The sequence below is a fragment of the Alteromonas lipotrueae genome, from assembly GCF_019249255.1.
Classification (GTDB): domain Bacteria; phylum Pseudomonadota; class Gammaproteobacteria; order Enterobacterales; family Alteromonadaceae; genus Alteromonas; species Alteromonas lipotrueae.
This window is the reverse complement of record NZ_JAESDJ010000004.1, coordinates 163,666-179,860: the sequence shown is the minus strand read 5'-3', so window position 1 is coordinate 179,860 and position 16,195 is coordinate 163,666. Positions and strand designations below refer to the sequence as shown.

The 16,195-nt window shown below is 43.4% G+C and carries 10 protein-coding genes; 9 read left to right on the top strand and 1 reads right to left on the bottom strand.

The window, feature by feature from the left end:
* Positions 1-103: 103 nt before the first annotated feature.
* A complete protein-coding gene (locus tag KYS23_RS20815; RefSeq protein ID WP_159530249.1) occupies positions 104-4,987 on the bottom strand; it encodes a S8 family serine peptidase in 4,884 nt (1,627 codons plus the stop codon).
* Between the two features lie 514 nt (positions 4,988-5,501).
* Between KYS23_RS20815 and KYS23_RS07730 the strand changes: the two genes are divergently transcribed.
* The 9 genes from KYS23_RS07730 to KYS23_RS07690 all read left to right on the top strand — a co-directional run bounded on the left by KYS23_RS07730 (position 5,502) and on the right by KYS23_RS07690 (position 16,194).
* Positions 5,502-6,689, top strand: a complete 1,188-nt coding sequence (locus KYS23_RS07730) for a thiamine pyrophosphate-dependent dehydrogenase E1 component subunit alpha (protein ID WP_159530251.1) — start codon at positions 5,502-5,504, stop codon at positions 6,687-6,689.
* Complete coding sequence (locus KYS23_RS07725) at positions 6,689-7,666, top strand: alpha-ketoacid dehydrogenase subunit beta (protein WP_218418335.1); 978 nt, start codon at positions 6,689-6,691, stop codon at positions 7,664-7,666. The genes KYS23_RS07730 and KYS23_RS07725 overlap by 1 nt, the downstream gene beginning before the upstream one ends.
* A gap of 15 nt (positions 7,667-7,681) precedes the next feature.
* Positions 7,682-9,055, top strand: coding sequence for a 2-oxo acid dehydrogenase subunit E2 (locus tag KYS23_RS07720; RefSeq protein ID WP_218418334.1), 1,374 nt, complete (start codon positions 7,682-7,684; stop codon positions 9,053-9,055).
* 278 nt (positions 9,056-9,333) lie between these two features.
* Positions 9,334-10,185: a 23S rRNA (adenine(2030)-N(6))-methyltransferase RlmJ gene (locus KYS23_RS07715; protein ID WP_218396550.1), complete on the top strand. Its 852-nt coding sequence runs from the start codon at positions 9,334-9,336 to the stop codon at positions 10,183-10,185.
* Positions 10,186-10,271: 86 nt separating this feature from the next.
* Positions 10,272-12,173, top strand: coding sequence for a protein kinase domain-containing protein (locus tag KYS23_RS07710; protein WP_159530257.1), 1,902 nt, complete (start codon positions 10,272-10,274; stop codon positions 12,171-12,173).
* Positions 12,166-13,029: an acyl-CoA thioesterase II gene (gene tesB, locus KYS23_RS07705; RefSeq protein ID WP_159530259.1), complete on the top strand. Its 864-nt coding sequence runs from the start codon at positions 12,166-12,168 to the stop codon at positions 13,027-13,029. Before KYS23_RS07710 ends, tesB begins: the two co-directional genes overlap by 8 nt.
* A gap of 50 nt (positions 13,030-13,079) precedes the next feature.
* Entirely contained in the window at positions 13,080-13,598 is a 519-nt protein-coding gene (locus tag KYS23_RS07700) for a gamma carbonic anhydrase family protein (protein WP_159530261.1), read from the top strand.
* Between the two features lie 499 nt (positions 13,599-14,097).
* Positions 14,098-15,219, top strand: a complete 1,122-nt coding sequence (locus tag KYS23_RS07695; RefSeq protein ID WP_218418333.1) for a pyridoxal-phosphate-dependent aminotransferase family protein — start codon at positions 14,098-14,100, stop codon at positions 15,217-15,219.
* Between the two features lie 234 nt (positions 15,220-15,453).
* Positions 15,454-16,194, top strand: a complete 741-nt coding sequence (locus KYS23_RS07690) for an SIMPL domain-containing protein (RefSeq protein ID WP_159530263.1) — start codon at positions 15,454-15,456, stop codon at positions 16,192-16,194.
* Position 16,195 lies beyond the last annotated feature (1 nt).

Here is a 16,195-nt window from a genome sequence, read left to right as displayed (position 1 = left end):
TATAGATGTAACGTTAACTACCAATAATTATTAAAGTTTCAGGTATAAAAAAGGCCGCTTAACAGCGGCCTTTTGCGTTTAAGTAATATCTAGGTGATATCGCTTATTTCATTTTACGTCTACGTAAATACATAACTGGAACAAGTAGCAATGTTAACCAACCCATTGAACCACCGCTCTTATCAGTAACACTGACGGTTACTGTTTCTGTTGTTGTATTTAAACCATCAAATGCAACCACTTCAAACTGAACAGTAGTAGTGCTATTCGTTTTAGGCGCTGTAGTCGTTAGACTTGAGCCTGGGATGTCATTGATGGTGAATGTAACGTCATCACCTTCTGGATCTGTTGCTGTAGCAGAAACAGTGATTGACTCACCTTCTTCAACAGTAAACGGAGCAGAGATGTTGATAACAGGTGGTAAGTTATCTTTCACCGTTACATTAGCTGTTGCCATTGAAGTGTTACCGTTACTATCAGTAGCAGTAAGCTCAAGTACAATTAGCGTATCTTCAGTTACTTCTGGAGCAACTAGGATAGCTTCTTGTATACCTGCACCTGCAATAATAGCCGCTGGCCCTTCAACTTGCTTCCAAGTAATGTCAACAGCATCGCCGTTAGGCTCTTCTACTAGACCTGGTAAGTTCAACTCCATTAATTCAACAATTTCCAGTGTGGCCACTGTCATGCCGTCGATAGTTACAGCTGGAGGACCTTCAACTTGTAAACCTTCATAAGTTTCAGATACTGCAGATGCTGCACCAGGGATGTTAGTCACTTCTGACATCGCCATCATTTGAATCGCACCACCTTCGTCATCAGCATTTACCATAACGGTGTAAGCTAACTGAGTAGGGCTGCTATCAACGTCATCAAGATACATACAGATTTGCGTACCAGATACAATTTCAGCATCAAAATTCGCGTCAAAGAAGTCTTGACTGTAAGGCGTGTAGTAAGGTGCTTGACCCGTAGCGCCATCAATATCTTCGTAACCAATGGTCACAGGCAAGATACTACCAAGGTCATGTGTCACGTTATCGTATGAGAATACGATGTTTGGCTGACCTTCAGTTGGCTCATTGAAGAAAACAATTTGGTAATCTGCAATATCAGCAAAATCTTCGCTAAGACCCCAGAATCTCATGTTATCCCATTCAATGATGGTATACGCAGCGCCTGCAGAAGCGACAGAAACACCTGTGCCATTAGCAACGTCAAATTCTTGATCGCGCCATAGCGGAGCAATGACACCATTTGGATCTGCAACATCTGGAAGGTCTTGGTTAACCCAAGGCGACGAGATAGCAGTACCTAATGTTACAAAACCATCATCAGTTACCGTCACGGCGCTGTACATGGAACCAAGGAAGTAAGCAGGAAGTGAATAAGTTCCGTCTACTGTGTCCCCATCCAATGTATCATCCATACCAACACCAAAAGCGGCTAGGTCGATATATCCACCGCCTTGGCCAAAGTCAGGGTTAGCACAGAATGCGTCAGTGGCATTAGTGGTAATTTCATAAGATGGAGTAGCACCAAGCAGCGATTCTTGGGTAATAGACCAAGAAAGCGTATTTTCAGTAGCGACACCATCATGAGACAATGAACCTTCAACTAACGTAACGTTATCAGGCAGCGTTAGTGAAATTTCATAGTCGCGGTCTTCCGTTGTAAAGTTTGGAAGTACGTTTACATAGAAAGTTGCTTCTTCACCCGGTAGAACGCGCTCTTCAGATTCCGCAGTGACATAAACATCATCTTCAGCACGAACAATATCAACAGGAATAACGCCAAGGTTATCAACGTTATCAGCATCAGTACCCATTGAAACAGCACCAACGTAGATATCGCCTTCAACCGCGTCGGTTAAATCCCATGTAAAGCGTACGTCGAACTCGGTTAGCTGAGGAATAGCTGAAGGAGCGTCAATAGTTAACCCTTCACCTGCCTGGTTATCAACCATGGCATGTGCTAATACAAAGCTATCTTCAAAACCTTCTTCATCAGACGATGCGGCCCAGTTTTGTACAATAACCCAGTAGCTACCCGCTGCAGGCATTTCAACGCTTACGTACTCTTCAGATGAAGCCGTTGCGCTAATACCTACTTCTTCATCTTCTTGAGGTATACCGTCGGCATTTGCATCAAACACAACGCGTAAATCTAGATCTGGCGACGTCGTATCCATAGTTGCAGCTACTAAACGAAGGGTACCTTCAGGTACTTCGATTTGTGTAATATGCAAGCCATCTTCTAAGTCATCTAGGTAGTCGCTGTTGTCTGAGTCTTGTGCAACCATACCTTCAACTTTCGTTGCTTTGGTTAGGCCGTAAGACGTCACTTGAAGGTCAGTAATCTCAACTGCCATTACATCTTCAAGCAAGTACGAGTCTTGATTACGATGTGCTTCAAAGTCGATTTCATCAGGTAAGTTACCGTTAGATGCAACAATTGAAACAGGAAGGTGTAAATCTGGCGACGAGCCAGAAACTAAGTTGATTTGACCAAATGACCAAACATCACTTTCTGCGCGGAATGCGTCAATCTCAATCGTTAACTCTTGAGATTGTCCAGCAGTTAAGTCAAAGGTAGCAGGTGTAACAGTAATTTCTATACCATCAGAAATTCCGACACCGTCTACAGACCAAGAGCCGTCTTTAGTTGCCGTTACGGTACGAGTCCATGTGCAAGAACCTACACAGTTGTCGTCGGTAACAGAAGGTAAGTTAAGTGTACGAGGCTCACCACCTAGTGCAGGGTCAGCAGAAGCGTAATTTGCGTCTGTTTCATCCATAACTAAGCCAGATTGAACCGCTAGGTCTACTTCAATACGACCTGCACCCATATCAAACCAATCTGCTGCGGTTTCGCCGTCTTCTTTAAGAACATCGGTGGTAGCCGTCATCATAAGAGCAGAACGTACTTGATCTGGTGTCCACGATGGTTTCTCATGACGTACTAGTGCAGCAGCGCCAGCAACATGAGGGCCTGACATAGAAGTACCTTGAAGGTAGGCATAATCAGCTGGTGCAGAACCTGTAGAATCCTGACCGTATTGTTCATCAGAATAAGCAGCGTAAATGCTAACGCCCGGCGCAGTTACCGACGGTGTTAGTGTGCTGATTGATGTATTAGGACCACGTGAAGAGAAGTCAGCCATAACATCAGCCGCGTCGTCGTCCACTGTTAATATGCCTTCAGATGCAGTGATTGACGCAGTATGGCCTTCACCTTCTGCCAACCATGAACGCAGCATATCACCGTTTGAGGCATCAACATGGATACCCGGGATAACATACGCATCGTTATTAACTGATGTTGCGCCATCTGCAAGGTTTGCTAGAACAAAACCCGCAGCGCCACCACTTGCAACGTTAGATGCTTTAGCTACACGAGCAATAGCACCACGGTCACAAACAACAATTTCACCCGCGAACGTATCTTCAGGGAAAGGCTCTAAACACTGAGCTGGATCGCCATCAGGATCGTTTGCATTGGTGTAATCACCTGCATAAACAATTGTACCCGATATCGCGCCAGAGTTACTCTTACCAGCGATAGCACCTAACTCAGTTGCACCACCAGTGAAAGAGATTTCTTTATCATACTCTACACTTCGACCGTGCGTAGAAGCACCAACAACGGTAATCCACGGAGCGTGTTTCTCAGTTGTTTCTGGATCAGGACCGCTATTGCCCGCAGATTGAGCAATAAAAATGCCCGCGTTGCGTGCATTCAACCATGCTGCGTTAAGCGAACCACTCCAAGGGTAGCCACCACCTGAAATTGAGAAGTTGATTACATCAACAATACCTGATTCAACCGCATCGTCTACCGCTGCAGCCATAGCCGCACCAGTACAACCTGCATAGGTATCACCAGTGTTACCAGGTTGACATACTTGATAAGAAATAATGTTTGAGTGAGGGGCTACACCTGAAATTTGACCAAAGGTGAAACCAGTCGCAATACCATCACTGGCATTCACATCAAATTCAGCGGTAACTTCACCGACATCCACAAGAACGTTACCGGCGGCAGTACTCGCAGTATGTGAACCGTGACCGTTGTAATCTTCACCAAAACGCATAGTGCCGTCTTGAGGGAAGATAGTGTCATCTGCGTATACGTCAGAGATAGACGGGTAGCTATAAATACCAATTAGCTTATCGTTACAACGAACTTCAGCTTCAACTGCACATTCACCTAAGTAAACATCGGCGCCAAGGGGGTTTGTGTGATCGTAACCATCACCACCTACGTCAGCGAAAGAAGGGTGGTCACTGTTGATACCTGTATCAAGTACCGCAACAACAACGCCTTCACCCTGTCGACCTACACCACTTTCGTTAGCCGTGCCGTCCCATACTGCAGGTGCGCCAATTAAGATAGGGCCCGTGTCAGTATCAAGTTGATACACTTCATCACGTTCAACATTCTTAACGCCAGGCAAGCGAGCGATGGCTTCTGCCTCAGCGGGTGATACTTTTATCGCAATTGCATTCAGTGCATATTTATATTCTGCTATTGTCTCTAAAGAACCTACAGTAGACTCAGCTTTAGCAATAACTTCTGCTTGTTTCTTCTCTAGGTAAGAAGCATATGCCTTTACTTCTGGAAGCGAGGCGTCTAAGCGTTTGCTAGCAGACGATTTAGATCGTGTTACAGAAACTTGTTTCTTAAGTTGGGGGTTAGTAGCTTCTAAACCTTCAACACCACCATCGTAGCTCGCAACTGCATCGTCAGAAAGATGTACAAAGTAAATGTAATCTTTATTTTCGAGTCCTTTCTCAGCGGTGTAGAGTGTTTTTGGTGTGGAAACTGATTTAGTGTTCTTGTACTTATTTATCGATGTCGCTTTAACTGCTTTGAGTTGATCAGCAGTTACAGAAAACGATTCGTTTGCAGATGATAGCTCTGCAGCTGAATGCATTGACATCGACATTAGTGCAGCAGATACAGCTAACGTCACTTTATTATTCACAGGTAACCTCCGTCGGCCTGTTTTTGGGATTTTCCCTGGATGGATGAAATTTTTTATTTTTATTGGCTTTGTTGATCCAATTTTCTTTGTCATAGCAATGACAATAATATTTCTAGCACAATTTTTTTCACTTTGTAATGAATATTAAACATTAATGTGAATTACACATGTTGTTACATTTGGTCATACTTTTTAATTTGATATTAGTTAAAAAAAAGGGGAGGAAATCGGCTATACAGCAGCCAATTCAGTAATAAAACCCTGTCTTCTATCTAAGACCTTTACACCATAATTTACAAACGAATACCTTCTTTTTATCCTTTTATTAGCATTGATTTAACATGCATGGCGATTATTAGGATATTAGTACTAGTAAAATTAGATATTGAGAATTTTCATCATATTTAGTCGATAAAGCGCTACTGAAATAGCACAACGCCACCAACATTCTTCTACTAGCATAGTGAACATAGCAATCTCGCTTTCGAATCCTTCAAATTGCAGGGAGATTATTGTGGAAGATAGAAATCATCTCGGAAAAATTAAAACAACAAACAGGGTTGAAGTTATCGGTAATGGGTTAATTGATATTCCCATGCTGCAATTGCTAAAACCAGATGGAAGTGAGCATGAAAGTGCACAACTTCCAGAGCTTGATAAAACACTGGCGTTAAAAATTCACGACACCATGGAATACATCAGAATACTTGATGAGAGAATGGTGGCGGCGCAGCGCCAAGGTAGAATTAGTTTTTATTTAGCAAGTACTGGGGAAGAAGCCGCAGCCGTTGCTAGCGCTGCAGCATTATCACCCAACGACATGATCATGAGTCAATACCGTGAACAGGGGGCGCTTGCCTTTAGAGGCTATACAACTGATCAATTCATGAATCAAATGTTCAGCAACAAAGCCGACCCTAATAAAGGTAGGCAGATGCCTATCCATTATGGTGATAAAGCGCTTAATTTTATGACCATATCTTCTCCCTTAGGTACCCAAATACCACAAGCATCAGGTTATGCCTATGGGCAGAAAATGGCAGGCAACGAAGCCATCACTATTTGTTACTTTGGCGAAGGCGCAGCCTCGGAAGGGGATTTCCATGCGGGCGTAAATATGGCCGCAGTACTCAATTGCCCGGTTATCTTTTTCTGTCGTAACAATGGGTATGCCATTTCAACGCCTTCAGAGGAACAGTTTGCTGGTGATGGCATTGCATCACGAGGAATTGGCTATGGGGTAAAAACGATTCGTGTAGATGGTAATGACCCCTTAGCGGTATTCGCTGCGACGCAGGAAGCACGCCGTATAGCGTTAGCTGAAATGTGCCCAGTATTAATTGAAGCCATGACCTACCGACTTGCCGCTCACTCCACTTCTGATGATCCTACGGGCTATCGTTCTAGAGATGAAGAAGATAAATGGCGTGCAAAAGATCCAATCGCCCGAATGGCAAATTGGCTTACTCATAAAGGTTGGTTTGATGAAAAGCAAAACAAAGCCAAGGTAGATCAAGCGCGTCAAGACGTACTTGCGGCATTGAAAGTCAGTGAAACCATACCTATTTGCGGCATAGAGGAAATAGTTGAAGATGTTTATGACAGTGTGCCTTGGCATTTACAAGATCAGCTTACTTCGCTAAAAGCTCATATTAAACAGTACCCTAAAAAATATCCTAAAACGTCTGGGAGTGTTCGCTAATGGCTAAAATGAACTTACTACAGGCAATTAATAACGCGCTGATTACTGCCATGACAGCCGAAGAAAAAGTAATGGTGTTTGGTGAAGACGTGGGCCATTTTGGTGGTGTCTTTAGAGCTACCAGTCATCTGCAAGAGAAATTTGGCAAAGGCAGGTGTTTTAATACGCCGCTTACCGAACAGGGCATTATTGGATTCGCAAACGGCCTTGCATCACAAGGCGCTTACCCAGTTGCTGAAATTCAGTTCGGAGATTACATCTTTCCCGCCTTTGATCAAATTGTAAACGAAACAGCTAAGTGGCGTTACCGTTCAGGCGGGCAATTTGATGTGGGTGGACTTACCATTCGCACGCCTTATGGTGGTGGAATATCGGGTGGTCATTATCACAGCCAATCGCCAGAGGCATTTTTCGCCCACTGCGCAGGTTTAAAAGTGATTATTCCACGAGATCCATATCAGGCTAAAGGTCTGCTTCTAGCGTCTATTCGTGATAAAAACCCGGTGCTGTTTCTTGAGCCAAAACGTTTATATCGCGCGTCTATTGCCGATGTACCTGAAGAAGATTATGAACTGCCTCTCGGTAAAGCCGATTTAGTACAAGAGGGCACAGATATCACCCTATTAGGGTGGGGGGCACAAATTGAGATTTTGCAGAAAGCAGCTGAAATGGCGCTAGATGATGGCGTGTCGTGTGAAATTATCGATTTGCGCTCAATCTTACCGTGGGATGCCGAAGCGGTAATCAATTCTGTGATGAAAACCGGTCGACTTCTTATAAATCATGAAGCGCCGCTCACTGGCGGCTTCGCGAGCGAAATTGCCGCCACTATCCAAGAAAAATGCTTTTTGTATCTAGAAGCGCCTATTACTCGTGTTTGTGGTTTAGATACACCTTATCCACTTGCCCATGAAACTGAATATATGCCTGATGAAACTAAAACCTACGAAGCGATCAAGCGCTCGTTACATTATTAAAAGGGAGCCAATAATATGAATATAGATTTTATTTTACCTGATATTGGCGAAGGTATTGTTGAGTGTGAAATCGTCAAGTGGAACGTTAAAGAAGGGGATGTTATTGCTGAAGACCAAAGTGTGGTTGAAGTGATGACAGATAAGGCTGTGGTAGAAATTCCTGCTAAGCATTCAGGCACGGTACATAAGCTTTATTATAAACAAGGTGATATTGCAGAAGTGCATAGCCCACTATTTGCACTTGATACTGATGAAAACGCTAGTGAAGGCCATCAAAACAGCGCCGATGACGCAACGGATGATGCTACAGATGAACAAGAAGGAAATGCAGAAAAGGTAAACGATAATTCACACCATACCGCAACGCCTTTAAAAAGTAGTGCAAATGGGCAACCGAACGCAGCCATTAATGAAAAATGGAAAGATGGGGATTTTGAGCCTCCTATTTCTATCCCTGGAAAGGTTCTGGCAAGCCCTGCAGTACGTCGCATTGCCAGAGAGCACGAGATTGATTTACTTGCCGTTGCTGGCACAGGTAAAAAAGGACGTATTTTAAAACATGATGTCAGCAACGTTAGCGCGACCAGCCTAAGCACAAATAGTATTGAAAGTTCCACAACATCTAATGCCATAGGTAAGGCAAATAATGTGTTGCGCTCTGAAATGAATAACGCAGCGAGCGAATCAAGCTATACCGAAAAAGTGCGAGGCATTCGTGCGGCTATGGCAAAACAAATGGTAGCATCGGTAAATACCATTCCTCATTTTACGGTGAGCGATGAAGTTAGAATGGACAAGCTAATTGCCTTGCGACAGTCTCTGAAGCCCATGTTTGAAGCAAAAGGCGTGAAGCTCAGCTTTATGCCATTTTTTGTAAAAGCATTGTCGTTGGCGTTAAATGAGTTTCCAATCATTAACAGCCAATTAAACGAAGACGGCACTGAGCTTACTTATTTTAATCATCATAATATCGGTTTTGCCGTTGACGCTAAAATTGGCCTTTTGGTGCCCAACATTAAAGGCGTAGAACATCTGTCATTGTTCGACATAGCCCAGCAAATGCATACCACTATCGAGCAAGCTCGCGAAGGTAAATTAAGCGGGGATGCACTTAAAGGTGGCACTATCAGCATTTCAAATATTGGCGCTATTGGTGGTATTACGGCTACACCGGTTATTAATAAGCCTGAAGCTGCTATTGTCGCGCTAGGTAAGACACAAAAGCTTCCTCGCTTCGCCGCTGACGGAAGTGTTGAAGCACATAACATTATGATGGTGAATTGGTCTGGCGACCACCGCATTATTGATGGGGCCACTATGGTTCGCTTCAATAATCTGTGGTCTGGCTTCATTGAAGCGCCAGAAACCATGCTAATGCATTTGAAATAGTGATAGGTTTTTATGTGGGCCGCAGGCCCACAGCCTGATGAAAGGCAGTACGTAAATATAAGTACGGTAAAATATGTTCATAAATAGAAATTTTGCTAATTACCGTGTTTTATTCACTGGGCACTTTTAATAGTTCTTATTCACGGAGAGCTTATTTATAGGGCATTTATTTAACAGGGAACGGGCTGTCGGGCTTGTGTGGATGTTAACCCAAGCGTTATTATTAGCTACTAAACTACATTTTCCTGCGCAGTATGCGCGTCAACTTATGGTATATCGTGCTTAGCTATCAACATGCATTTCATGCCGGCAACCACGCCGACGTTATTAAACACCTTTGTTGGATGGGCGTAATAAGCCATCTAAAGAAAAAAAATAAGCCTTTCACCCTTTATGATACGCATAGTGGGGCTGGGCTTTATCAACTCGATGATGCCTTAGCATCTAAAAATAAAGAGTATGAGTCTGGTGTAGACAAACTGGCAAACATATCGGCAAATTCGCCTTTGTTGCAATCCTATTTGTCGCTATGTAACGCGTTTTTAAGTGATAGATGTTACCCAGGTTCACCGGCTATTAGCGCCAAACTTAAACGTGATATCGATGTGCTGCACCTTATGGAGTTACATCCTGCTGAACACGAAAAACTAGATGATGCCATGTGGCAAATTGGCGATAGCCAAAGCCATGTCCATCACAGGGATGGGTATGAAGGCTTAATTGCACTCACGCCACCATCTCCTAATCGTGGCGCGGTATTAATCGATCCGCCTTACGAGAAGGTTTCTGAATATCAAGATGTCATTAGCGCTGTGAAAAAAGTATTAGCACGTTGGCAGCAAGCACAAATGGTAGTGTGGTATCCGTTACTATCAGCGCGAGCAGGGGCTAAAAGTGGGGCTAGCCAGCAGATGTGCCAGTCGTTATCGGCACTGGGTAAGCCTTGTTTCACTATTGAACTTACCGTTGAAGAAAATACCGCCGATGCGGGCATGTATGGTTCTGGCTTATGTGTCATCAATCCACCTTGGCAACTTGATGTCAATATGCGTGAAGCCCTTGATGAGATTACGCCGCTGTTAGGAAGCAATGCCGCCTATACGTTGACATGGTTAACTACCGAAGATTAATACCTTTAGCTAGAAGATATAAACAAAAAGCTAAAAAGTGTTTCTAAGCACATAAGTGTAAACAAGAAGAGAGGTAAGCAATTGGCATGTCTCAGGTAAAAGGGTTAACGCATTTTTATATACCCGATGAGCAGTCTATTTATCTGCTCTCACATGCTGATGCAAAAAAACTCAAGGATTGGGTAGCACTGTGCATCGACCAATTGGCTAGTTTAGGTTATCGCAATATCTCCCTATTGGGAAAAGGGGCGTTTGGGTTTGCATTTGCAGGTACCGCGCCTAATCTAAATCAAAACCCAAATCCTGATTCGGGTTCAACTCAAAACTCGAAGGCTCAGGAACATGTCTTTAAGTTTTCTAGAATAAATCTTCCTCAACATGTACAAGAACGGCTTGAAGAAGAAGCCTTCATGTTATCTCAAGTCTCACATCCGTATGTGCCTGCATTGATTGAATATCAACAAATAGGTAAACAATCTATATTGGTGATGGGGCGTGCTCCTGGCGACGATCTTGAAAAAGTTAGCTTAGCTCGCGGGCCACTTCCCCCAAGGATCATAGTTAAAATAGCCGTACAACTGGGTGATTTGCTGCGCTACTTTCGAAAGCATACACAAAATGGCAACGCCAAACCCATCGTGCATGGCGACATTAAACCTTCTAACTTGGTATGGAATGAATCTAAAGAGTGTATTGGGCTTATTGATTGGGGCTCATCTGTGTTTGCGCAAGTGGATGAAAATGGTCAGTACACCAGTAATAATGTGATGGATTTGATGTCTAGTGAGCTTCACCAAACCAACTCCCGACTAGGTGATGTTTATTTTATTGGAGAAGACCAACTAAACGGGGCGCTATCGTCACCACGTTTTGATGAACAAGGTATGGCGAGCACGCTGTACGCTTTAGCATCGGGTCAATCTTGTCGGTATGGTCATCAGGTTATTCGCCCTTCGTCGTTAGGGCTGCCAAAAATGTTAGCGAGCATATTAGAATATATGCTCAGTGATGATCCAAAGAAAAGGCACCAAGGGGGAGATTACTTCTTCAATAACTTGCACGTGCTAAAACATATGGTGTTTTCTGAAGACACAGTACCAGAGTATGTACCCAGCATTCCCACGTGGATCACTCCCTCGAAAGATGACATTGAAACCGTTGTATACAGCTCTCGGAAATCCTATTTGCGTCAGCAATCTGCATTAGATGATGCTTCACTACGATATATCGATGATGCCCAGTTCGACCGTTATTACAAAAATTTTTTGCAAGGCATGGGCGATACCGAAAAAGCCTTTGTTTCGGCAATTAGTCGCCTTGGCCGATATCCCGTTGTAGGAGGTATGGCGATTCGCTGGGAGCCTAACGGCGTTTATGTAGACTCCAGTTTAAATTTGCACGATGCAGCATTAAAAACCGCCTTCGAATTGGCGGTTAATAACGTGATTAACCTTGCTCGCGCTATTCATAAGCCAGGGGTGTTTAAATGCTGCATGTTCAACGCTAAAAATACGCTGCATATTGAACGAGAAAGTGAAAACGACGCGTTTGTACCAACATCTGAATGCGTAATACCGTTTGAACTTTCCCGTGCGTCGGTGGCACAAGATGAATCTAGAACCCATTCTTATTTTGAGGACGGTGACGACCCAGATGAGCTTTTGAAATTGCCAGACCCCATCATTACTATCATCAAAGAGCTTAATACGATTCATCACACTGGCTGTATTATATTTGAATCATTAAGTACGCATTTAAAAATTCACAGCTATTACACATTGCTCAATCATCAAGAGCAAGATAGGTTTTCGGAATTATTAGCCAAGTTAGTGGAACATGTGCCGTCAATAAAAGGGCTAGGCATTTCAGGCTTTATGAAGTTACCCTATAAAGACACGCGATTTTTTGAGCATAGGGCGTATTTACCCGAAAAATACTACCCAAGAAACCCGAACGCTGAGCAACAAGAGAAAGAAAAGCATGCCTGAGGTTAAATTATCTTCGTTATTTGAATTAGAGACTGTTGAAGCGGGTTTGTATCGCGGACAAAGTTGGGATTTAGGCTTTCGCGCCTTATTTGGCGGGCAAGTTCTGGGGCAAGCGTTGGCTGCCGCCTATGAAACGGTAGACAAAGACCGCGTAGCGCATTCGTTTCATACTTACTTTTTGCTTCCCGGCGATGCAAAAAAACCGGTAGTCTACGATGTGGAAGTGGTTCGAGATGGTCGGAGCTTTTCTGCAAGAAGAGTAAAAGCAATACAAGATGGCCGAAACATCTTTTACATGACGGCATCGTTTCAAGTACCCGAAAAAGGAATGCATCACCAACAAGCTGATATGCCTGATGTGCCGCCGCCGGAAGAAGTGCAATCTGATATCGAGTTTTATGAAAAGAACTTCGACAAAATTGCACGCCCTATGCGAGAAGCTTTAAGTTATCACCGCCCGGTAGATATCCGCACTATTGGCGCGGCGAATTCCTATCAATCAACCCGCCACCCAGCAAAACGTTATATTTGGATGAAGGCGAGGGATGAACTTGCGCCTGAAATTACTCTGCAACAAGCGGCGCTAGCGTATGCTTCTGATTACCACTTTTTAAGCACATCATTACAACCACACGGTATTTCAGTCACCGACAAATCGCTACGTATTGCGACTATCGATCATGCCATGTGGTTTCACCGCCCCGTCAATTTAAATGAATGGTTACTGTATGTAATGGAAAGTCCGTTTAGTGGCGGAGCAAGAGGGTTGGTTAGAGGCCAAATTTTCACTCAACAAGGTGAGTTGGTGGCCTCGGCAACCCAAGAAGGTTTGATGCGGCAGGTAGATGTCGACTAATACCATTTTGTTTTAAGCCCACTTTTTTAAATCATGAACAAGGAACGATTATGCGATATTCCCTTGATACGTTGACACCTGAGTGTGATAGCACCAGTTATATAGCTCCCGGCGCGCATGTTATCGGTAACGTAATATTAAAACCACATAGTAGTGTTTGGTTCAATGTCGTTATTCGCGGAGATATGGATGCAATTACAGTAGGAGAGCTTACTAATGTACAAGACGGTAGTGTTCTTCATACTGATTCCGGTATTCCGCTCACTTTAGGTAAAGGTGTAACCGTGGGCCATAAAGTCATGTTGCACGGGTGTACCGTAGGTGACTACTCGTTAATTGGTATTAATGCTGTGGTATTAAATGGTGCGAAAATAGGGAAGTACTGCATTATCGGCGCTAATGCGCTAATTACCGAAAATATGGAGGTTCCAGACTACAGCTTAGTGGTGGGATCACCAGGAAAAGTGGTAAAGCAGCTCGATAGCAGCGTAGAGGAAAAGCTTCAAGCATCTTCTGCGCACTATGCGCATAATGCAAAGCATTACAATAAGCATCTTTGTGAAGTCTAATTCGCACGATTTCTATGGCAATGATTGTCAACCAGTATTCTACTCATCAGCATAGGACGTTAAGCGCTTCTCATAAAAAATGCCCAGAACATAGGTTCTGGGCATAGGGGAATGGCTCATTGCTGAGCCGTGCGCTAACTATTGCAAGGGAGAAGTACATGCAAATTCTTTCAAACGGACAATAACTATAGTTCATATTTGTTCATTTTATAAACTAAACATTGTGAAATTTATTTTACAGAACCTTTGAACCAATAAAAACAGTAATAACTTTCGAATAATCATAGGTTTCTCACTGGTCGGAGTTTTTGGATATTTTTGTAACGCCCTTATCCTCATGATACACACCGCTTATCCACATCTTGCTCAATGCTTGTCTTGTTATGAAGCATGGTTTTTCCATTCATATCAGTTATGTTCACAACAAGCTGTTGTACCTAGCTGCTAAGATTGTAAGAATGAAGGTACGCTATTATTACTAATATTGTTAAGGACTGATATGCAAACGCACTCTACTTTTCTTCCGCCTGAGCGCACATTAATGGGGCCTGGTCCTTCAGATGTAAACCCTCGTATTCTTAATGCGATTGCTAGACCTACTGTTGGTCACCTAGATCCGCTATTTATCGAGCTTATGGATGCCACCAAACAGCTGCTTCAATACGCATTTAAAACGGAAAACGCATTAACAATGCCTATTTCTGCCCCGGGTTCCGCCGGAATGGAAGCCTGCTTTGTTAACCTGGTTGAGCCCGGTGATAAAGTACTGGTGTGTATTAACGGCGTGTTCGGCAATCGTATGGTAGAAAATGTTGAGCGATGTGGCGGTCAGGCCATCGTGATCAAAAACGATTGGGGCAAGCAAACCGATTTGAACGCGGTAGAAGATGCACTTAAAAAAGATGCCGATATTAAAGTGCTGGCTTTCGTACATGCAGAAACCTCAACCGGCGTCAGAAACGATGCAAAACGTTTATGTGAACTTGCTAAGCGATACGACTGTTTATCCATAGTAGATGCGGTGACTTCTTTAGGTGGTATCGAGCTAGACATAGATGGGTGGGGCATAGATGCCATTTATTCTGGCTCTCAAAAATGCTTAAGCTGCGTACCAGGTATTTCACCAGTATCGTTCAGTGACCGCGCAGTGCATGTCATTCAACACAGAAAAACCAAAGTACAGAGCTGGTTTTTAGACATGAACTTAATTGTGGGTTATTGGGGGAAAGGGGCTAAGCGTGCTTATCACCATACCGCGCCTGTAAACAGTATGTATGCGTTTTACGAAGCCTTATTAATATTGAAAGAAGAAGGTTTAGAAAACGCATGGCAACGTCATCAAACCGGGCATAAAGAGCTGGTAGCTGGACTAGAGGGCTTAGGTCTTTCGCTTGCCGTAGATGCCGAATATCGCCTACCACAACTTAATGTGGTCAACATTCCAGATGGCGTTAATGACGCTGAAGTTCGCTCAAGATTGCTTAACGATTTCAATTTAGAAATTGGTGCTGGTTTGGGTGAGTTTGCAGGTAAAGTATGGCGCATTGGATTAATGGGCTATGCGTGTAAACCTCGCAATATTGATCACTGCCTCACTTCCTTACAAAAAGTACTGAAATAAAAGGATGCAAATTTCAGCTAAGTATTCTTAACATTAAATGTGGGCCAGCGAGCCCACTTTTTTATATCTGCCACTGATTTACCCCAACAAATAAAAAGTTTAACGCCTTTTGTCAAAACTGACGTATTAGTTAATTCGCCTGTTTTATGAATGATTTAGTTGCGGTTCATAATACGTTCACTTACCGTTACTTATGATTTACCTGATTTAATTTTAATAAACACGGAGTTTTGAATGAGTGCAATTAATAAACTAGCGGCGCCTCTAAAACGTATTACCGCGCGCAAACGCTTATCACCGATGGTATTATTAACGGGTATTGTCGCCGCAATGCTAAGTACATCAACAATGGCTCAACAACAGCAACAGCTTATTCACGTTCAAGGCACAGGCGCAATGTCAGTCACGCCTAATGCATACTCAGTAACGTTTGTTATTGAAGAACAAGGCGAAACCGTTGGTAAGCTTAACACTACACTTGCTTCCGATTTACGCGCTGTTGTGAGCTTTTTGCTAGAGCAGGGCATTGAACGCAGTAACATTCAATCTATGCAGGTTCGTTTAACGCCTCGTTATGTAAATAGCCCGAACGGCCGAGTGCAGGAAGGATTTACATTAAGTCGTGAAATATCAGTGACTGATTCCAATATCGAAAACTATGATAAAGTGTTAGATGGCGTACTAGGACGTGGTGTTGATCGCATTCAACAATTTTCGTTTGTAAGCACAACGCAAACCAACGCATACCAAACTGCATTAGTCGCAGCGGTGAAAGATGCCAAGGCACGAGCGGCACTTTTAGCGAAGGAATTAGGCGTTGAAGTGGGCGAAGTAGTTGCAATCTCTGAATCTGGTGGCAATATGCCCGTTCCAGTTATGCGTGCAGATGCTTTTGCCAAAGAAATGTCTGTTTCTTTACCAGGGCAAGAAACTGTAGAAGCGCGTATAAACGTTAGTTTCACTATTATTCAATAGC